Source organism: Nostoc sp. (assembly GCF_036917655.1).
Taxonomy (GTDB): Bacteria; Cyanobacteriota; Cyanobacteriia; order Cyanobacteriales; family Nostocaceae; genus Nostoc.
The window spans coordinates 1-20,179 of record NZ_JBALCY010000088.1 but is presented as its reverse complement, the minus strand read 5'-3'; the positions used below and the strand labels follow the sequence as shown (position 1 = coordinate 20,179).

Below are 20,179 nucleotides of genomic sequence, written 5' to 3'. Positions count from 1 at the left end.
TTTTAGTGAGAACTCACCAGGAATTTTGGTATAGTCTTGGTCAGGAAGAATTCAGAAATCCTCTGGCTGGCTACACCGCAATGCCTGTATTAACACTTAAGTTAATTGCTGAAAATTAGATCATTTATGATCTCGCTCAGTAGGATAACATACTGATTATTTTTTAGATGTCGTGAGCAACACAAAAAAGTTTAATTTAACTTTTACCTCTGCGATGGGAATCCGATTTGATTTTTGAAAATACCAGGGCAAACGCACGTAATTTGTGAAACCCTTGCTGCATAAGGATATTGATGAATAAATATCTCAATCATCAAACGCTCAAACCCTTGCTATTATAGGATTCTTATGCTTTAGATGCGTTTGCCCAGGCTTTCTCCCTAAATCAACTCCTCACTGAGCAAAAAGCAACCAATTTGACGAGCTTGAATTGATTGACTGCTTTGGGTGATACAATCAATTTTTGGTGTTTTCTAAAAATATTTGTTTTGACTTACAACACCTTTGCTTTCTTTACGAGTATTGGCATAGAGCAAACCTAAGATTTTACGCTTGGTTTTGCCTCATGGCAAAAAACTGAGCCAATAAAATCCTGTATGATTTTTGTGTCAGGAATTTATCCTGTCCTGTCGGACTGGACTAGGATTTTATGTTTTTCCTTACTTTGTATTGCACGCTCTTGTGTTGGGCTATTTCGGCAAAAGCTAGACTACCTCTATTTTTGGCGAAGGTATTGACTTTTATAATTTATTTACCAGAGTTCAAGTAAGTATTACTCAGTCAAAATAATACCACTCACAGATCGAGATGCTGGACGCATGATTACTAAACCTAAGATTTTTATTGATGGGGAATCGGGAACCACAGGCTTACAGATTTACTCACGCCTCAACCAACGGGATGACATCGAGTTAGTTAGCATTGAAGCATCTAAACATAGGGATGCAACTGAGCGAGCAAAACTAATCAATGCCGCCGATGTTGTCATTCTCTGCCTGCCTGATGACGCAGCCCGCGAAGCTGTTAGCTTAGTAAGTAGTAGTACGGTTAAGATCCTTGATGCTAGTAGTGCCCATCGCACAGCTAAAGGCTGGGTATATGGCTTCCCTGAACTAAATCCAGGACAACGAGAGAAAATCGCCAGCGCCCAGTTTGTCAGCAATCCAGGCTGTTATCCTACAGGATTTTTAGCCTGTATTCGTCCGTTGATTGCCAAGGGACTTCTGAAGAGTAATTTTCCCATGACCGTTAATGCAGTATCAGGTTACTCTGGTGGCGGAAAGAATCTGATCAAACAATACCATACCTTCCACGAACAGCAAGCCGGAGCAGAGTCGCTTTATCCCTATGGCATCTACGGTTTGCAGTTTGGACATAAGCACGTCAAGGAAATGCATCAGTATTCAGGGTTAGCATCGCCGCCGCTGTTCGTACCGGCAGTAGGGGATTTTGAGCAAGGGATGCTGGTGCAGGTGCCTTTGCCGCTAGGAATTTTGGATAATCCACCATCAGGTGAGGTTATTCATCAAGCAGTTGCTGAATACTACCAAAGTGAAAAATTTGTGCAGGTTGCTCCATTCCAAGATTCTACTCTGCTGCGAGACGGAACGTTTCTGGATGCGATGTCTACGACGGGCTACGCCTACGCAATCAACGGCACCAATATTGTTCAGGTTTTTGTATTCGCCAATGACACTACCAAAGAAGTGTTGCTAGTTGCTCGTCTCGACAACTTGGGTAAGGGTGCATCGGGAGCCGCAATCCAAAACCTAAACATCATGCTCGGTTTTCCAGAAGAATTGGGATTGTTATAAAAGAGCGTTAGGCAATAAGGAAAAGGGAATATGACTTTTACTCCATGCTCAATGACTAATGGCTTGTGCTAGACAGCGATAACTATTATTAGTGCGTAAATTACTCAATTGAAGAAGCAAAAAGGCAAATTGAGAAAGCAATCTGCCTTTTTACTTGCTGAATCTACCGAAATGAATGCGCGATATACTGAAATCAGAAAGCATTCAAGCCTTTTGAGAAAGCAATATGCCTTTTTGCTTGCTGAATCTACCGAAATGAGAAAGCATTTAAGCATTTTGAGAAAGCAATATGCCTTTTTGCTTATTGAAATCGACTTGAGCAAAATAGAATAAAGGCATCAGGGGAAACTACTGTTAAGAATTCAGCCTGGGAAACCGCAAAGGCGGGGTGGGGTTATTGGCGGTGGTTAGCATAACTACTTATGCGAACCTGATATTATTGACTTAATGATTTTGGAAGTTTCAATACTTTTTTTTGGTGATTCTTTTTTCAGCTCCTCAAGCAATTGAATTACATAATGCTCAAAGCCTTTATTTCGCTCTTTAACTGATTCAATCAAAGGTTTATCAAAAAGATTAATCACATACTTCCCTAGTTGAATCCCTAAAGGTTTTAAATGTCCGCCCTCTAAAGATTTCAGAAACTCTTGGGGTGGTTTTTTCAGAGTTTCACTAAACCATTCACAGGTTAGTTTAGCAATATCATCAGACTGAAAACAGACTAAACCCATGATATTAAATAGCTCACTATCCTTGATTAAGTTCTTGGTTTCTTCAGGAGTTGGTTTTACACCCCAACCAAGATTATCGATGATATCCGCTAAAAATTGCGGACGAATTGCGCTGGCTGTATCGCTAATATCAGGTGCTAATAGGATAGAAACTTGCCCTTTAATAAAGACACTGTTAATTTTGATATTCCGATGCACGTAAGTATAAATTAAGTTTTTAACTTCAGCAGTTTTTCGCGTCAGATCATCAAAGAGAATGTTAATGTCTGCAATGACACTTTCTATCTGTGACTTATCCGAAGTATTAGATAACAGTCTCCGAATAAACTGTTCTCTATCTTGAGGCTCTGGAGGTAAAGCAGTAAATCCTTCTAACAGGGAGATATATTTACAGCCAAGGCTATGTCCAATCCAAGAAAAGTTTTTATCATCTAGATAGGCTTCATAATCATATCCCTCAACACTTGCCATCCTTACAAGCTCTGGCAAAATTTCATACTGCTCTCTCATCAGAAAACCAGCTTCTACATAATGGTTAAAACTAAAATTAAACGGCAGAAGAATAATTGTATATCCCTGCTCAAATAGAGATTGAAGCAGATAGCGATAGAAAAGCATCGGGCCAAAAGTACCAAAGAAAGCCCCTGCAATAAATTGAATTACCCCTTTAGGCTGTGGATGTAGAGCAACCCAACTGTGAGAAACTGGTTTAAATCTCAGCTTTAATTTTGCATTTACCATGACTTAGGAATGAGTGCATCTCATTTTGGTAGGTGTATACTTAATCTCCAAACTGAAGTTGCTGCTTTTCGGATTCTTTAAGAGATTTTTTTGCAAAACTTAGATGCTCACCTTGGTAAGGTAGTAAACGCAAGTGGTTCTCAAAGCTTACAGCATTCACATTTATGAAAGGGAGTAAGGAGTAGAAAATAGTGTAGTTCAATAGTGAAATTGAATTGGCGCAAAACTTCTAATAGACTCTTTTAGATTTTGGCAATTTATTTAGCCAGAGTAATATCTGAGACAGTCTTAAAAACGTCAATTAACCACCCCGGATTGCAGCTTAATTTTTAAAGATATTAGAGCAGAAAGCCAAGTATTAGCAAGGTTACTGAGTCACTTTGCTACGTCATTAAGGGGTGGGAACTGAGTTTGTGATTACTCTCCCCGTAAAAACATTAGCCAAGTCCTAAATAATTCCATATTTGGACGATAGGCTCTTGCTTACGCTCAAACATATCGCCTATTGAATGTGTACAGAACGTAGCCAAATCACGAGATAGGTCTAATTGGATAATGGCTGGTCTTCCGGGTAGCTCCAATAAAACTTTAGATTTTCCAGTCGCTAAGTCAAGAGACTTGACCTTTCCCTCTAGTCCACAAGAGAGTAAAATACTACGCTGCCAGTCAAAAGCAATATCATAAGTTGTTGCCGTTCGATAACCGCGATCGCCAACTGTGATAACCTCACTACAAGAAGCGACTATGGGGAGTTGAGCGAATGTGAATAGAACCGTAAGAAGTGCCCATAGAAATTTTGAAGGATATGTGACTATTTGAGAGGATGTTTTAAAAGTCCTATTGTCGGTATAAAAAATTTTATATCCCCCTAGTCCCCCTTAAAAAGGGGGACTTTGATTCCAGTTCCCCCTTTTTTAAGGGGGGTTAGGGGGGATCAATAAGTGCCTCAAATCACAGCCAAATACTTTTAAAACATCCTCTGAGTGTACCCATCATTTTCTTTAAAGACACTGTACTTTGAAAGACTCAAGCCCTGCTCCTGCTTGCGCTACCCAACTTTGGGGAAATGCACCGGATTGGGATTAGGGTAGACGCTTCTTCGGCTTGTCGGCAGATATCGCTCGTCAAATTGTGGTAGAAAAACATGGTGCAGCGATGCCTACGGCGGCAAGCTACGCAGTTAATTCAATCTCAGGCAAGGGACTGAGTTTGTGATTACCCTGCCAGTCAAAGTTAATTAGCGAATAGCCTGTTATTTCCTTGTTTCCACTTACAGCACTTCTTGCCTACTTTGTCAATGTGTAAATCCTAGCACTGTCAGTTTGATTGGCTACGGTTTTGGCAGCATTTTGAAGACATCGGCATAAGTGCAGTGAACTTTTTCCGCTTCAGTTTAGCTAAAAACTTTTTTGTAACATCAAATTTATCAGTAAGTGAAGCCAAGCATTGCTTGATTTAGGCATTGCAGGCAGTGATTTGTGTCTAATAAAGCTTGTACAATTGTCAAGGCGGTTTTACTGCCAGAATACTTCTCAGGTGTAAGATTTATCGACAGCAAAATTTTTCTATTTTGTGTTTTTCCATCCTTGACTTGTGGCTAAAATGCCCCAAGTTAGACACTCATATCTTGCAATAGATAACTTTTACCCTTATGACTGGAGAGCAAAATCTTGGGAATAGAACTACGCAGTTTCGTATTTCTCGACAGCCTGCAACCTCAACATGCAGCATATATGGGAACAGTAGCCCAAGGCTTTTTACCATTACCAGGGGATACATCACTGTGGATTGAAATCTCTCCTGGTATCGAAATTAACAAAATTACGGATGTAGCCCTGAAAGCTGCCTCTGTCCGTCCCGGAGTACAGGTAGTTGAACGACTGTACGGACTATTGGAAGTTCATTCTAGCTCCCAAGGCGAAACGCGAGCTGCTGGTCAAGCCATTTTGGCGCTACTGGGAGTCCGAAGAGAAGAATGTCTCAAACCGCGTGTTGTTTCTAGCCAGATTATCCGCAACATCGATGCTTACCAAACACAACTTATTAATCGCACACGCCGGGGACAGCTACTACTAGCAGGGCAAACGCTGTATGTATTAGAAGTGGAGCCTGCTGCTTACGCCGCACTGGCTGCGAATGAAGCTGAGAAAGCCGCGGCGATTAACATTCTTGAAGTTCAAGCTGTAGGTAGTTTTGGACGGCTTTACTTAGGTGGAAAAGAACAAGATATTCTCGCAGGTGCGGCAGGAGCGTTAGCGGCCATTGAAAGTGTAGCAGGTCGGGCAAATCCTTTGGGTGGGCGTCAGGAGTAAAGGAGAAAAAATGGCAAATCGAGAGCATCTAGCTTTACTGAAAGCAGGTGCAGTTACATGGATTGAGTGGAGAAAGAAAAATCCTCAAATTGAACCAGACCTCAGCGCCGCAAACCTGCAAGGGGATAACCTCAGAGGCGCAAACCTCCAGGGGGTAAATTTGAGAAAGGTGGATTTGGGTAATGCTTTACTCGTGCGGGCAAACCTCAGTGGTGCTGACCTCAGTAGTGCCAACCTCTCCAAAGCCTTCCTCGTTGAAGCTAACCTGAGTGATGCTAACTTGAGTGTTGCTAACTTGAGTGGTGCTATATTTACGCAGGCAGATTTGAGTCACGCTAATTTGATTGGAGCTGACTTGAGTGAGGCGAATCTTAGAGACGCTGCGATCGCTCATGCTAATCTAATAGGAACTGACTTAAGAGGCGCTAACTTGAGAGATGCCGATTTAGGTGCAGCGAAGCTAATCCGGACTAATCTCTCTTTTGCCAACCTCATTGAAGCTAACTTGATTGCAGCTGACCTCAGCGAGGCAAATTTGTCCGAGGCGGAAATGTTGGGGACTTATCTTTATAAAACTGACCTTTACAAAGCTAATCTGAACAAGGCTCACCTCAGTGGTGCTTATCTGCTGCGGGCTAACTTAAGTGAAGCTGATTTGAGTCAAGCTGATTTGAGTTGGACTAACCTTAGATGTGCAAATTTAGCAGGGGCGAATCTCACAGGAGCTAACCTTAGAGGAGCTGACATTAGGGGAGCTAACCTCAGTGGCGTAAATCTTCAGGAGGCAATTATGCCTGATGCTTCAAGGCACAATTACTTTACAAGAAAAAGTAATTGACGTTTAGATTCATTTACTGGAATTTAAACTAATTTCCGGTGAAAAAACACCCAGCACTGCTGAGTTAATTAGGTTTATTAAGCTTGAATTTAGCACCATACTTTTTGGGGTATTTCTTCCCAGAATAAGCTTTAGTACTTAAAGGAAGCATATAAAATTTATGTAAAGCTTAAGTGTTATTAAGCTAAAAAATGCTTTGGATAATCTATCAATTTAACTTATGTATTTCAAAATGCACCTGTATCATATAAAAGTATTTTTTTTACAATAAAAAATTATATTGAAACCTAACTTAACGAGAATCCCGTATTAAGCCGAAAAATCTTGTAACCTTTACTAAAAAAAACAGTATGTTTGAAAAAAGACTTAATTAAAGTTTATCAACCTTTCTAACAGTATTAAAAATCACAAACTTTACATTTTTAAGATTTGGTAAAGAATTTGACGTAACCTTTCGCTCATGATAATTAAATAATTACAGGTGAGTTGAAAATAAAAAAATATGAGGAAAATAAATAATTAAAATAAATGAATTTAGCCCAATTACTAACCAAATCAATAATTAATATTTTCTAAGTAATATTGGTATTAATTAGGTTAATCAAGGCATCTGTATTTAAACTTACAGTTTTAAGTAATCCACATTGAACTTATAAAGAGTTCATTGACTGAGGCCGAACTTAGGCATTAGTTAGAAATTCAGGAAAAATAATATGGCAGTTATTTATGGTACTACAGATCCTGACACCAGAAATGGAACTTTGGGAGATGACACAATATATGGTTGGGCTAATGGTGGTAATGCCAATAGTTCGTCCGGTAACGATACCCTGAATGGTGCGGCGGGTAATGATAATCTTTTTGGTGGGACGGGAAACGACAGTTTAATCGGTGATCTTGGCAATGACACACTTGATGGCGGCTTAGGTTCCGACATCTTAAATGGGGGAGTAGGCAACGATACCTACGTCATTGACAGTGCTGTTGATACTATTACGGAGGCTGCTAATTCAGGCACAGATACCGTCCGGTCTTCTGTCACCTACACACTGGGTGTCAATCTAGAGAACCTGACGCTGACCGGAGCTAGCGTTATCAACGGGACAGGTAACAGTCTCAATAACATACTGTTTGGTAATACTTATAACAACACTCTAAATGGGAGAGCAGGCGATGACACGCTAGATGGTAATTTTGGTAATGATACTCTCAATGGTGAGGATGGCAATGATAGTCTACAGGGCGGGCCCGGCAATGACATACTCAATGGGGGGTCTGGAAACGATATCCTCATCGGTGTTTGGTCGGGTAGTCCACTCTCACCTGGATTAGGGGAGACTGATATCTTAACTGGGGGGGTTGGGCTAGATACATTTGTCCTTGGGGACGCTAGAAATGTCTTCTACGATGATAAAAACACTACGAATGCTGGTTTTGGGGACTTGGCTACTATTACTGACTTCAACCCTAATGAAGATCGAATAGAACTCAAAGGCTCACCAAAAAACTACCGCCTGCAATCTGTTGGAGCTAACACACAAATATTTTTAGACAAACCAGGAGCAGAGCCAGATGAGATTATAGGTATTGTCCAGGGGAGAGTAAATCTTAGACTTGATAGTAACGATTTCCTTTTCTATGAGGGGGAAAATGCTGGACAAGCTACAAACAATACACTAGCCAGCGCTGAAGGGTTGGGTTCTTTATCATCAGGCTCGGACGTTAATATCTCAGGTGAGTTAGTAACAGTTCAATCGGGTAACAATCCAGATTTCGACTTTTTTACATTTTCTCTAGCAAATCCAAAAACTGTCACCATCAGTGCGGTGACAACCGATGATACAGTTATTGGTCTGTTTAACAATGCTGGGATTTTATTGCAAAGTGACGACGATAGTGGCCCCGACCTTGGGTCATTAATCACCGCTTCACTGGGTGCTGGAACGTACTCAATTTCAGTGAGTAAATATGCTTTATTCCCTCAAAATGGCGGAACTTTCTCTGGCTCTAGTGACAGCAACTCTGCTCCTTATACGCTAGAAGTTCATTTGGCATAATAACCTTGTCAACTTAAGAGAGTACTGACAATTAGAAGGCAGATTAAAGGATACTTTTACTGCTGGCTAGAGGGACATAAGGACGTGTCCCCCCTTACCCGACAAGAGACTATTTATAAGCTAGTACCCATTACTCATTTCACCCCGTAATCTCTAAAATTTTTCTCTCATCAAGAAGATTTAGCAACAAAATCATCTGACTATTTTATGAAGAAAATAATGAATAACACCAAATCATCCAACCAAAAGCAACGTAGATTTATCGGGAATTTAGCTCTAAAAAAGTGCCTTTTCGCTGCCAAAACGCTGTTATTTACAATAGTTCTATTAAATCATGGCACTGCTGGAGTAAATGCTGCACCGAAAGCCCTGCGTCCTGATATTCAGATTCGCAATATTATCAATACATTATCAGTCTCTCCTTCTGTTCGGATTGCAAAAGATCCACGAAACAATACCCTCTATTACCTCAAACAAAATGGTGAGATTTATCAAGTCAATTTAGGTTATTCTACTAGTACACTTGTCTACAACTCTAGTAATCATAATCTAAGTGAGACTGAAGGTATGGCCATTGGCCCTAACGGTACAATTTATTTGGTTGGCAATGCAGACCTTGTGAATAACCAGACCAAAGCAATTATTGTTAAAGGCGTAATTAATTCGAGTGCAGGAGGGCGCATCTGGTCTATCTTAGCTAAGAGTGCAGGCTATCCTAAAAGCAAAACAGCCTATGACCATCGCTTCAACGGCGTGGTTGTTAGCCCGGATGGTAACTTTATCTATGTTAATAGCGGTTCTCGTACCGATCACGGTGAGGTTCAGTCTGCTGATGGTCTATATCCCAATACTCGCGAAGTCGGATTAACCGCCTGTATACTCCGCCTTCCTACTAATGGCAAAAATCTCTTTTTGGCAAACAATCGAGCAACCTTAAAGACAGCTGGCTATATTTTTGCAGAAGGAACACGTAATACTTTCGATATGGCTTTTGCACCCAATGGGGATTTATTTGGCACAGAAAATGGCCCCGATCGCGATATGTCAGAAGAATTAAATTGGCTACGTCTAGGTGGTAATTACGGCTTTCCCTGGCGGATTGGTGGGACAGACAATCCCCAACAATTCCCTAATTATAATCCTGCCACTGACCGTTTGTTAAACCCCCTATTTGGCGCAGTCACAAAAGGCTACTATCGTAACGATCCAACCTTTCCTGTTCGGCCTACTGGAAACTTAATTGAACCAATTCCTAATTTTGGGCCGGACGCAGACGAGTTCCGTGATCCTCTAGATGGCAAAGTCAAAGACGCCAGTGATCTGGGGCAAAGTGTGAGTACTTTTACATCACACCGTTCTCCTTTGGGCTTAGTTTTTGATACACAAGGAGTAATGAGTCCAGAATTCAAGAAAGATGGATTCATGTTGAGTTGGACGCAAGGCGATCCCACTGGCGAAACAGTAGCAGGCCCTTTTAAAGATGCCGGCCAAGACCTACTACATTTAAAGTTAACTAAAGTAGGAACTACCAACTATAAACTTAACGCCACGCGTATTGTCGAAGGCTTTAGTAATCCCATTGATGCTGAGATTATCGGCAATAAGATTTATGTTCTGGAATATGGTGGAAATGAAGGACTTTGGGAAATCACTATGCCCACTAAGTAAATTAGGACTTACGCACTGAAAACCTGAAACCTCGATCCCCCCTAACCCACGCCAGTCGCTCCACTTGGGGAAACCCCAGACGCTCTCTACGAGACGCTGCGCGAACGCGGACTCGCTAACGCTGCGCTATGCGCGGCATCGTCTCCCCTTCTCACATTGGGAGAGGCTAGCGCCCGCCGTAGGATGCCCGTTCGCAAGAGCGTCTCCTTTAGGAGAAGGGCTGTAGGGAGAAGACCGCGCTGGCTCCCCTTTTTAAGGGGGGGATCTGAAAGAGCCAACTTTTTAAGGGGGTTGGGGGATCTCTTCTGCGTAAGTCTTATAAATAAAGCAGACTGAGTATTTTTACATTGCTTAGTCAAAATTCCAGTCATTTGAAGACATGGCTAAAACTTCAGGACATTTTGGACATTTTTAAAGTTATTCCAAATGACTCTAGTAGAGTAGCCTCACTCTGATTGGTATACCCTAAAACTCTCATATTAGCGGCAACAATCTACGACTAGCCCTTTCAAGGTGACTTGTAAAATTTCTTTTTTCTCTGTGCGCCCTTTGCGTCTCTGCGGTTAAAAAGTCTTTTAATTAACCACAGAGAACACAGAGTCAAGAGGTTAAAGAGCAATACGCTTGGTGTTAGTGATATTTCGTATTGCTATGGGCGACTGGCGGAGGCGGTTGGGTACTGATGTCCTAAGATGGGATGGGCTGTGTAAGGTTCTTCAAGGAATTTGCGCTCTTCATCGGAAAGCTTCAAATCCACAGCCTCGACTGCTTCTTTGAGATGCTCTATCTTACTAGCACCAACAATCGGAGCCGTCACACCCGGTTGATGCAACAACCAAGCCAAGGCAATTTGTGTTGGTTTCACACCGCGTTTTTGGGCTAATTCTACGACGCGATCGACTATTTGAAAATCCGAATCTTGATAGTAGAGATTGTGAGCAAATTCATCGGTTTTAGCCCGCACAGTTTCCCCAAAGCTTTGCTTGCTGCGATTCCCCGCCAGAAAGCCCCGCGCCAGGGGACTCCAGGGAATGATCCCAATTCCTTGATCTAGAGATAAAGGTATCACCTCTCTCTCTTCTTCTCGATAAACCAAGTTGTAGTGATTTTGAATAGATACAAAGCGAGTCCAGCCGTGTTTGTCAGCCGTGTAAAGGGCTTTGGCGAACTGCCATGCGTAAACACTTGAGATTCCCAGGTAACGAACTTTACCTGATTTGACTACATCATGCAGCGCCTCTAAGGTTTCCTCAATGGGCGTTTCGTAGTCCCAACGGTGAATTTGATACAAATCGACGTAATCTGTCTGTAGCCGTCGTAATGAGGCATCAATGCCATCAAAAATATGTTTGCGAGACAGTCCCCGGTCATTGGGGCCATCACCGATTTTACTAAAGACTTTGGTAGCAATAACGACCTGATCTCTTTTCGCAAAATCCTTAAGCGCCCGTCCCAGGATTTCTTCGCTGGCACCTAAAGAGTAAACATCGGCGGTGTCAAAGAAGTTTATCCCCAATTCCAAAGCTAGTTTAATAAACGGGCGACTCTCTTCTTCTTCTAGTACCCATTCTCGCAATTTCCGAGAACCATAGGTCATAGTACCAAGAGCCAGGCGTGATACTTTCAGTCCACTTTTTCCGAGATTTACGTATGTCGTCATACTGTTTGCTCTACTTTTTGATAACGTTGTGAAAGTTCTAATGCAAGTTGAGAGGCTCGATGTGCCTCATCGATGTGTCCTAGCTGGCTATAAGTATTACCTAATTCCCGCTGGATCACTGGAATATTGCCACGGGCAGCATTGCGCTTTTCCAGGACATTCAAGGCTTTGTGATACTGCCGATCGCGAATCAAAGCATCGAGATAAATTTGTTCAAATAAATCTCGTTGGGCATGAGATCCACCTGTGGAGTATAAATCTGGTAACACTGGCTCTAGTTGAGCGATCGCCCTCTCCCAATCCCCACGAGCATGAGCAATCATCCCCCTAGCAGCCGGTACTGCCACCTCTGCCCAAGTCCGACGCGCATAGGGTAAGACTTTCTCTCCATGAGTTTGCATACTCTGTAACATTTCAGCCGCCCAGTCATCCTTACCACCCCGCACCAGTGCATAGATATATTGCAAATCCAGGAAGGCGAGGACGTGTTCGTGTAGCCGTGGTTGCAGGTAAGCAGCAAGTTCTTGCCAGCGTGAACCGACATCTACACCGCGTAACTCCAGCCGCAGCAACAATGCGATCGCATTAATCTGTTCGCGTCCATTGTCTTTTTTGGCACGTCCCCAGATGCGCGTGTCATATATTTCTAGTACTTTGGCAAAATTTTCAATATCCAGGTAGTAAAGGGATGTATGCCACCAAAGATGTCCATAAAAAGCCGAGCTACCATATTCCCAAGTGTCGCTAAGACTCTCCATTAAGCTAATTCCCTCTTCTAGGCGTCCTTGAGTTTCTAATACATGAGCAACGGCGTGGTGTGCCCAACGGTTATCTCGTTTCAGGGCGATCGCTTGTCGCCCATATTCTTCTGCTTCGGCTATTCGATGACACTCTTCTAACCCGAAGGCCAACATCCCGTAGATATAAGGGTTGTCACGATTGGCGGCGAAAACTTTTTCGGCAATCCGCAGCAGCCCTTGACTGTTACCGGAATTTCTATAGTGATATTGGGCCAGATGCACCGAGGCTAAATCGCGGGGAAAGGCAACGGCGATCGCTTCATGGTGAGCGATCGCTTGAGCAATATCTCGGTTTGCCCAAGCTTCAATTGCAGCGAGATAAAGTTTTTCGCGATCGTTAGCTCTTTTCAGGTTTGCTTTCGCCACATTGAGATAAGATGTCGCCTGGGTTAAGGCAACAGAGCCACCAGCAAACAGATAAAAGGCGGCAACTTGAGCATTGGCCATCGCACAAGCCGGATCAGCCTCAACTGCTTTGAGAATAACTTGGGCATCGTTACCAACACACAGTAATTGATCAACAAAGCTATTGATGGCATCTACCGCTGCTGATGAATCAGTAGTAATTTCGAGTCCAGATAAATTTTTTACCATTGGTTTCCCAGAGCATTGTACTGCTACAAGCATTACTTTGCAAAAGCTAGGCTGTAAACTACTTTATTTTAATCGTGTTACCGTAGTTAATAATGATTAGATTAAGAATTTCGGACAAAATATACTGTCATGATGATCGCTTTTCTTAAAATTAAGCAGTTTCGGAGTTGCGATCGCTTCTGAAAACGCCAAGACACAGAACTACTTTTGTTGGCATTAGTTTTTTCCAGAAGTTATTTTTTCACCTTTGTAAGCGAGAGCCTGATCACCTGCTTGGGCGAGTTCAATCAGTTGTTGTCGCTCTTGATCATGAAAAATACCAGCCGGAGGAGGCATCCGTTTCTCTTTGATTTGACGCACAGTTTCGTGTCGTAAAGAGAGTGCCTGATTGGGATAACTCAGGATTAATAAGGGATTCTGCTTGCTGGCGTTGTCAGGACTGTGGCAGACAACACAAGCATTTTGCCGCAGTTTGGCCTCAAATGCACGATAAGCAGCGTCAACTTTGGCGACGTGGGGGTTCGATGGAGAAAATAAACGGGTATAGAGAGGCATGATATAACCACTGACAAAACGCCAATTCCCAAAGTTCGTAAAGGCGTTCGGAAGTGTCACACTAAAGGTAGAAATTTTTTCTGAAGAGGCATACACATCTGTGCGCTCATCAATGGTCAGATTGATTTAGAGGAAAATAACTTATGTCTGATTTAATTAACAAACAAATCATCCTCAAAAGCCGTCCAGTCGGCGAACCAAAAGAGAGTGATTTTGCTCTAGTAGAAACACCAGCTCCCGAACCAGGTGAAGGCGAAATTCTTAGCCGCACCATTTATCTATCTCTCGACCCTTATGTGCGTGGTAGCATTAGTGTAGGTAAGTCTTATGCTGCACCAGTAGAATTGGGTTCAGTTATTGTAGGTGGTACAGTCAGCCAAGTAATTAAATCAAATCATCCTCAATTTCAAGTAGGAGATTTTATTCTTAGCGGTAACGGTTGGCAAACTTATGCTGTATCTAAGGGTGAGACACTACGTAAACTTGATCCCACTCAGGCACCTTTATCCTATAGTCTAGGTATACTGGGTATGCCTGGTCTGACTGCTTATGCTGCTCTGCTTGATGTTGGTCAACCGAAAGAAGGTGAAACTGTTGTGGTTTCAGCCGGTTCTGGTGCTGTTGGTGCAGTAGCAGGTCAAATTGCCAAAATTAAAGGTGCGCGAGTAGTAGGAATTGTCGGGAGTGATGAGAAGCGGGACTATATAGTTAAAGAATTAGGTTTTGACGTTGGCATTAACCGCAAAACTCAAGAACTTGATTCAGCGCTCAAAGCAGCTGCTCCTAATGGCATTGATGTTTACTATGACAATACAGCAGGTGTGATTTTAGAAACTGTATTGCAGCAGATTAACCTTGGGGCAAGAATTCCACTAGTAGGTTTGATTTCGGAGTATAACGCCACATCTACTCCACCAGGGCCTAATTTAAGACCACTGCTAGTCAAACGGGCCTTGATTAAAGGTTTTCTAGTTAGTGATTACCAACATCGATTTAATGATTTCTTGCGTGATGTTTCTGGATGGTTGCAGTCTGGTAAACTTAAGTATAAAGAAGATGTAGTTGATGGTTTAGAAAACGCTCCTGGTGCATTCATCGGTTTACTTCGAGGTGAGAACTTTGGCAAGCTGATTGTTAAGGTCAATGACGACCCAACAGCCAAATGAAAGGCACACCACTGGACACAAGGGAGCAAATTGTTCAAAGTCAGCGTCAGGAGTAGTTAATTCAACTAAAGTTTTAGGTGTAACTAGATGCATAATGGTTTTAGGAGTAAGCTGCCACTACTGCTGACATTCTGCTTATTTACTAGCTTTTTGCCTGCCTCTGGTTCAGTTTTATGTCCAGCCGTTGCCTCTGACGAATACTACAAAGTAGCCAGAAATTATGGCAGAGATGGACGCGCAGGAACCGATGGGCGATCGGGTAGAGATGGTGGCAGTGGTGAAAACCAAAATATTTTTGTCAATGGTTCACCCGTTAATCTTGACTTGTCGGGTAAAGATGGTGAAGACGGGGAAGATGGAGAACATGGCGATCAACCTGACTGTGGTCACCAACGCGATGCCGAAGGCGGGCTACGCGATCGCGTCAGCCACGACATAAATGCACCAGATGGTGGTAGTGGCGGTAACGGTGGGAAAGGAGGAGATGGGGGAAATGGTGGTTCCCTGATAGTTTATTACACCAATTTGGTAGACTTACGGAACATTGCCGTCCGGGCAACTGCTGGGGAAGGCGGACGCGGCGGTCGAGGTGGCAACGGTACTGAGGGTTGTCACTGTCAAAAACGGAGTTGGGAAGTGAAAACCTGCGAGGGAACTCCTGGTAGCCCTGATTATAAGTGTACTGATAAGGTTTATCGATGTAGAGATGGTAGCGATGGGCGAGATGGTAGCGATGGTAGCGATGGTAGCCAAGGGCGTTTAGGAACTTTGAGTATTGTGAATAGCAAGGAACCTTTGGCGGCTGATACTCCAAGTGTGAAGCTAGCAATTTCGGAACTGACAAACAAACCAGTAAACCTCTCGAAGAACAAGTGGAATCTTCGCAAAGGGGCAACTTCTCTACTTGCGCCTGGTTCTGCGATCGCTGATGATTACTCTGAGTTTGAACAGCGTCTAGAAGAGGCGTTTCAAATAGTTTGGCAAGAAAGACAACCCATCACCAGCTTTGGCAATCAAGCTGTAACACTAAATTTAACTGATAACAAACAAGTAGAAATTACTTTTCCTGAGGAATTATGGGTTGAGGGTAACACCAAAAGTGAAGCTAACTTAACAACATTTATCGTTAACCATGCCATTCCTAAGAAAGATGTCACCCGGTTAGCTGTGGCAGAATTTGCCGATGCAGGACAAAACCTCAACTTAAAAATAGTCGATTTGGCAGCAAAGTCTGATGCTATTAATACTCAGTTTCGCGTTAAATTCCGCGCACAGGATAGCTTGCACGGTTTTTCTGGCTACAAAACTGAATATGAAGGGGATATTCCTAACGAACTTGTGACTCGTGACTACAACCGTTTTACTCTAGCTTTGGGCAAACTCAAAATTCCTGACGAAGCTTTACGCCCTGGTGTCAACGTTGATATTGAAGTCGTAGCAACTCGTTCTTTGGGAATACGTTCTGCAAAGCAAACTATTAGCTGGCAGGGTGCAATCCGCAAGCCTAGATAAAGTTTAGGAAGATTTTTTCCCATCTGAAACCATTTGCGAGAGGATATAGGCTGCGAAATCTAGTAACTGATCCAGCAAAAAGCCAATGATACCGATGTATAAGATTACCTGGATTATGTAATCGGCATTGCCAGCTTTATAAGCATCCCAGAGGGTAAAGCCAAGTCCTTTTGGGCCGATTAACATTTCTGTGGAAATCACTATAAACCAGGCTACCCAAATGCTAACTTTCAAGGCATGAAATATATGAAATATAGCTACTCGAAAGTTATTATTCTGTCTCTGAAAATGCCGCATACCTATTGCTGTATTAATAATCATCGTCCAGAGAGTTCCAATAAAAACTACTATAATAGCAGCCGATTCGCTCTCTTGAAACGCTATTAGGGCAATAGGTAGCAAAGCTATAGGAGGGATACTATGTGGTATCTGAAATATCAGCCTAAATAGCTGATAAATCATGCTATTCATGCCTATTAAATATCCGATAAAACTACCCAAGACAGCGGCTGGGATGTAACCCACAAATAACCGTTGCAGGCTAGCTAAAATGTCTAAAAACATATTATTCTCTATGCCTCAGTTCTCATTGAGAATATCTGGGAAATACTGTGGCAACAACACAAAATAGCGAATAGAAAAGTGATTTTAATTGCACTTCCTCTTTTCTGATTACAAGATTTCCTAGATCCTCTCCTCCTTGGCGGTTACTCAAAAAAATTAGGTGTTTTTACGATGTGATAGTAGTAGTACAAAGAAGAGGTAAAACTTGGCTTTACTAAACTTTATCAGAAAAATAAATTCTGATTAGTAAATTAAATACAATTTCCAGATTTTACTTGCTTGATGATAGTTGTAAGTGTGGATATGTAAAATTTTAAATAGCAAAAAAAAATAGCAAAAATTGTTATTAGCAATACAGATGATAAATAGAATAAGAAGTATGAAGGATGAAATTTGTTATTTAACTTTCATCCTTTACAGTTTAGCCTTTGCGATTATTTCTCTAGATTCCGCTTCATTTGTTCTAACTCATCCTGAGTTTCCCAGCTACGGAACTTCTCTTCTAAGTCATCAAACCCACTAGAATAACTGCTAGTTTGATTTGACCAGCCACTGGTTTCAAAACGCTGCTGAGTTTGCGTTTTATCACGGACTGTCTGTGCTTCGGCTGCTTTAGCTTGCACCTCCTGTCGCCGTTGCTGAATTTTTCGCAGTAGTTCCTGAGATTGGTTAATCCTTTCTTTCAGCCCTTGCATGTGTCCCCAGCGCTGATTTCCTTCGCGCAACAGGGCTGCTTCTCGCTCACCCGCCGCACTTGCCAAATCTTCTCTACCAGCGTTTTTGGCTTTTTGAACACGGATATGCCAACGCTGAATTTCTTGAGCGGTGGACAGAATTTCTTCTTGCGATCGCTTCTCTTGTAATTGTAAATCTGCGATCAGCTTTAATGTGTCTTCCTCTTGCTCACGCAGCTGTTCTAGCAGCGCTTCTAACTCCAAATGTGGATTGTTACGCAAGAATTCTTCTAAACGGTTTTCTAAAAACCGACTCAAATCATCAAATAAGCCCACTGCTAGAACTCCAGAGATCGGGTGCGTGACTATTTTATTGTAGTAATGATCATCGTGGGCAGAATCTCAATTTTAATAGTTCCTGTCATAAATAGTTTTTCCCTTCAGATTGCTACACTCATCTCTATTGTGCCCATTTTGTCACAGCAGATAACTGTAGCAGCGTTGAGAGTCTTGACTAGTGGCAATTTGCGATGCTATGCGGAAAACAGGGAAACCGAAGAGGCAGGGGGCGCTAGGGGCAGAGGAGACATCCCGCGAAAAGTCAGGTGAACTTCTGGGTGTTAGTTAAATTTCAAATTTGGGAAGAATGTATTTGGTGAAACTACGCAAGCAACACTGACTTACAAGATAAGGCTTTAATCTGCATGAGTTCTGATTTTAAACCGCCACCTAAGAGCTTGTCCATACTAGCGTCTGTAGGAGGAGTAGTTACCGCTATAATCGCGATCGCAATTTTAAATGTTTGGTCTAAGCAACTTTCTAAGACTTCTATAAAAAAACCGGAAATATTAACATCCCAAACTGCTTCACGGCAGTTGGTACAACCGCAGAAACCCCAAAGCCCTGTCTCTGGTACTAAAGAAGCTGAAATAGTTGCCAGCCTTGATGCAAAATCTGTAGTTTTGCCAGGTCAACCCATTCCTAAGAACCAACTAACAATAGCCATAATTCCCTATGTTGCTCCTGGAATTGGAAAACTGACCTCAGAGGAAACAACAACTGCCCGTCAGGCTTGGTCATACTTCCAGCGCAATTGGAACGATGAAACTGGCTTGGTCAATTCCGTTGATGGCTTTGCCTCTGTAAGTATGTGGGATCAGACAGCGGCGATCGCAGCTTTGGTTAGTGCTAGAGAACTCAATATCGTGCCTGCGGCTGAATTTGAAGCTAAAATGAGCACAATGTTGAAAACACTGGCATCAATGCCCTTATACAAAGGCGAACTACCCAACAAGGTCTACAATGCAAAAACCCTCGTACCTGTTAATTATGGTCAACTAGAAAAACGCGAAGAAATTGGTTGGTCAGCCATCGATTTAGGAAGGATGGCAATCTGGCTGAAAATTGTCGGGGCAAAGTATCCACAAATGCGATCGCTTTCCACAGACGTTTGGAAACATTGGCAAGTCAAGCGTCTGACCAAAAATGGCCAAATGTACGGTACTGCCGTTATCAAAGGTGAAGAACAGTACAATCAAGAAGGTCGCTTGGGCTATGAGAATTATGCTGCCTATGGTTTGAAGCTTTGGGGCTTGGATGTTAAGCAAGCCTTGGATTATCAGTCCCATGTTGCCTTTGTTGATCTTTACGGACAGGGAATTCCTTACGACCAACGAGACTATAAAAACTCTGGAGCGAATAACTACGTTCTTAGCGAACCCTATATTTTAGATGGTATCGAAACTGGGTTTCAAGCTTTGCCTAAAGCCTATGCTGATCGGATTTTAGCTGCTCAAGCAGCGCGTTATGAAGCCACAAAACAATTAACCGCCGTCACCGAAGACAACTTAGATCGTGCTCCATACTTCGTTTACAGCAGCCTGTTTGTCAACGGAGAACCTTGGGCAACCATCGCAGATACCAGAGAACAGCACAACGATTTGCGATTCCTCAGTGCCAAAGCTGCGATCGGCTGGCATGTGCTTTATAATACTGCTTATACCCGCCAGTTATTTGATTTCGTCCAAGCTAACCTCAAGTCAAAAGACGGCTGGTACAACGGTTTCTATGAGTCTTTGCATCAGCCGAATAAAACTCTCACCGCCAACAATAATGGCGTAATTCTGGAGAGCTTGCTGTATAAGCAAATCGGACAACCGCTCACCGTTTGGGCAGGAGTCAGGAGCCAGGAGTCTACAAAGAGGGCTATCAGAACACCGTAAGTTACAGCTAACATTCTCAGACCATGAAAAAACTGGCGTTGCATAGAAATATGAATTCGAGCGTAGGCGTAACCCGTCGTAGATATCGCTATGCAATGTCCAAGAGACCTCTTGCATAAATCAAAAATTAAGAACCCCACCCCGCATTTGCTAACGCAAACGCTCCCCTCCCGAAGAGCGGCTATCCATTAGTCACATCTTTCTTAACATTTCTGTAAGGCAGACTCAGAGGGAATAATAGAAGTAAGCAATGAGAGCATCATTGACTTGA

Annotated in this window: 15 protein-coding genes; 9 read left to right on the top strand and 6 right to left on the bottom strand. The window is 42.6% G+C overall.

Annotated features, from left to right (window positions below):
* Positions 1 to 821: 821 nt before the first annotated feature.
* Both argC and V7K30_RS33715 read left to right on the top strand, forming a co-directional pair.
* Positions 822 to 1,814: an N-acetyl-gamma-glutamyl-phosphate reductase gene (argC, locus tag V7K30_RS33720; protein ID WP_335007043.1), complete on the top strand. Its 993-nt coding sequence runs from the start codon at positions 822 to 824 to the stop codon at positions 1,812 to 1,814.
* A 108-nt stretch (positions 1,815 to 1,922) separates the two neighbouring features.
* Entirely contained in the window at positions 1,923 to 2,147 is a 225-nt protein-coding gene (locus V7K30_RS33715) for a hypothetical protein (protein WP_335006903.1), read from the top strand.
* An 83-nt stretch (positions 2,148 to 2,230) separates the two neighbouring features.
* On the opposite strand, the gene V7K30_RS33710 is transcribed toward V7K30_RS33715, so the two are convergent.
* Positions 2,231 to 3,286, bottom strand: a complete 1,056-nt coding sequence (locus V7K30_RS33710) for a DUF1350 family protein (RefSeq protein WP_335006901.1) — start codon at positions 3,284 to 3,286, stop codon at positions 2,231 to 2,233.
* A gap of 1,670 nt (positions 3,287 to 4,956) precedes the next feature.
* On the opposite strand from V7K30_RS33710, the gene V7K30_RS33705 reads away from it, so the two are divergent.
* The 4 genes from V7K30_RS33705 (at position 4,957) to V7K30_RS33690 (ending at position 10,161) form a co-directional block, all read left to right on the top strand.
* Positions 4,957 to 5,598, top strand: a complete 642-nt coding sequence (locus tag V7K30_RS33705; RefSeq protein ID WP_335006899.1) for a hypothetical protein — start codon at positions 4,957 to 4,959, stop codon at positions 5,596 to 5,598.
* A gap of 10 nt (positions 5,599 to 5,608) precedes the next feature.
* Entirely contained in the window at positions 5,609 to 6,436 is an 828-nt protein-coding gene (locus tag V7K30_RS33700) for a pentapeptide repeat-containing protein (RefSeq protein ID WP_335006897.1), read from the top strand.
* A 713-nt stretch (positions 6,437 to 7,149) separates the two neighbouring features.
* Positions 7,150 to 8,493: a DVUA0089 family protein gene (locus V7K30_RS33695; RefSeq protein ID WP_335006896.1), complete on the top strand. Its 1,344-nt coding sequence runs from the start codon at positions 7,150 to 7,152 to the stop codon at positions 8,491 to 8,493.
* A gap of 219 nt (positions 8,494 to 8,712) precedes the next feature.
* Positions 8,713 to 10,161: a PQQ-dependent sugar dehydrogenase gene (locus V7K30_RS33690; RefSeq protein WP_335006895.1), complete on the top strand. Its 1,449-nt coding sequence runs from the start codon at positions 8,713 to 8,715 to the stop codon at positions 10,159 to 10,161.
* A 649-nt stretch (positions 10,162 to 10,810) separates the two neighbouring features.
* Here V7K30_RS33690 and V7K30_RS33685 read toward each other — a convergent pair.
* The 3 genes from V7K30_RS33685 to V7K30_RS33675 all read right to left on the bottom strand — a co-directional run bounded on the left by V7K30_RS33685 (position 10,811) and on the right by V7K30_RS33675 (position 13,866).
* Positions 10,811 to 11,821, bottom strand: coding sequence for an aldo/keto reductase (locus tag V7K30_RS33685; RefSeq protein ID WP_335006893.1), 1,011 nt, complete (start codon positions 11,819 to 11,821; stop codon positions 10,811 to 10,813).
* Positions 11,818 to 13,215: a tetratricopeptide repeat protein gene (locus tag V7K30_RS33680; protein WP_335006891.1), complete on the bottom strand. Its 1,398-nt coding sequence runs from the start codon at positions 13,213 to 13,215 to the stop codon at positions 11,818 to 11,820. The genes V7K30_RS33685 and V7K30_RS33680 overlap by 4 nt, the downstream gene beginning before the upstream one ends.
* Before the next feature lie 216 nt (positions 13,216 to 13,431).
* On the bottom strand, positions 13,432 to 13,866 hold the full coding sequence (locus tag V7K30_RS33675; RefSeq protein ID WP_335006889.1) for a hypothetical protein: 435 nt from the start codon (positions 13,864 to 13,866) through the stop codon (positions 13,432 to 13,434).
* A gap of 47 nt (positions 13,867 to 13,913) precedes the next feature.
* Here V7K30_RS33675 and V7K30_RS33670 point away from each other — a divergent pair, with 47 nt between their 5' ends.
* Both V7K30_RS33670 and V7K30_RS33665 read left to right on the top strand, forming a co-directional pair.
* Complete coding sequence (locus tag V7K30_RS33670; protein ID WP_335006887.1) at positions 13,914 to 14,936, top strand: NADP-dependent oxidoreductase; 1,023 nt, start codon at positions 13,914 to 13,916, stop codon at positions 14,934 to 14,936.
* Positions 14,937 to 15,023: 87 nt separating this feature from the next.
* Entirely contained in the window at positions 15,024 to 16,448 is a 1,425-nt protein-coding gene (locus V7K30_RS33665) for a collagen-like protein (protein WP_335006885.1), read from the top strand.
* A gap of 3 nt (positions 16,449 to 16,451) precedes the next feature.
* Here V7K30_RS33665 and V7K30_RS33660 read toward each other — a convergent pair whose 3' ends face one another.
* Complete coding sequence (locus V7K30_RS33660) at positions 16,452 to 17,012, bottom strand: nitrate transporter (RefSeq protein ID WP_442941134.1); 561 nt, start codon at positions 17,010 to 17,012, stop codon at positions 16,452 to 16,454.
* Positions 17,013 to 17,446: 434 nt separating this feature from the next.
* Positions 17,447 to 18,022, bottom strand: a complete 576-nt coding sequence (locus tag V7K30_RS33655) for a TIGR04376 family protein (RefSeq protein WP_335006884.1) — start codon at positions 18,020 to 18,022, stop codon at positions 17,447 to 17,449.
* Between the two features lie 368 nt (positions 18,023 to 18,390).
* Between V7K30_RS33655 and V7K30_RS33650 the strand changes: the two genes are divergently transcribed.
* Entirely contained in the window at positions 18,391 to 19,908 is a 1,518-nt protein-coding gene (locus tag V7K30_RS33650) for a DUF3131 domain-containing protein (protein WP_335006882.1), read from the top strand.
* Positions 19,909 to 20,179: the final 271 nt, after the last annotated feature.

Coding starts and splice junctions, on each gene's coding strand:
- V7K30_RS33680 (WP_335006891.1), bottom strand. CDS start 13,215: ATGGTAAAAAATTTATCTGGACTCGAAATTACTACTGATTCATCAGCA.
- V7K30_RS33700 (WP_335006897.1), top strand. CDS start 5,609: ATGGCAAATCGAGAGCATCTAGCTTTACTGAAAGCAGGTGCAGTTACA.
- V7K30_RS33695 (WP_335006896.1), top strand. CDS start 7,150: ATGGCAGTTATTTATGGTACTACAGATCCTGACACCAGAAATGGAACT.
- V7K30_RS33650 (WP_335006882.1), top strand. CDS start 18,391: ATGAGTTCTGATTTTAAACCGCCACCTAAGAGCTTGTCCATACTAGCG.
- V7K30_RS33670 (WP_335006887.1), top strand. CDS start 13,914: ATGTCTGATTTAATTAACAAACAAATCATCCTCAAAAGCCGTCCAGTC.
- V7K30_RS33710 (WP_335006901.1), bottom strand. CDS start 3,286: ATGGTAAATGCAAAATTAAAGCTGAGATTTAAACCAGTTTCTCACAGT.
- V7K30_RS33685 (WP_335006893.1), bottom strand. CDS start 11,821: ATGACGACATACGTAAATCTCGGAAAAAGTGGACTGAAAGTATCACGC.
- V7K30_RS33665 (WP_335006885.1), top strand. CDS start 15,024: ATGCATAATGGTTTTAGGAGTAAGCTGCCACTACTGCTGACATTCTGC.
- V7K30_RS33690 (WP_335006895.1), top strand. CDS start 8,713: ATGAATAACACCAAATCATCCAACCAAAAGCAACGTAGATTTATCGGG.
- V7K30_RS33660 (WP_442941134.1), bottom strand. CDS start 17,012: ATGTTTTTAGACATTTTAGCTAGCCTGCAACGGTTATTTGTGGGTTAC.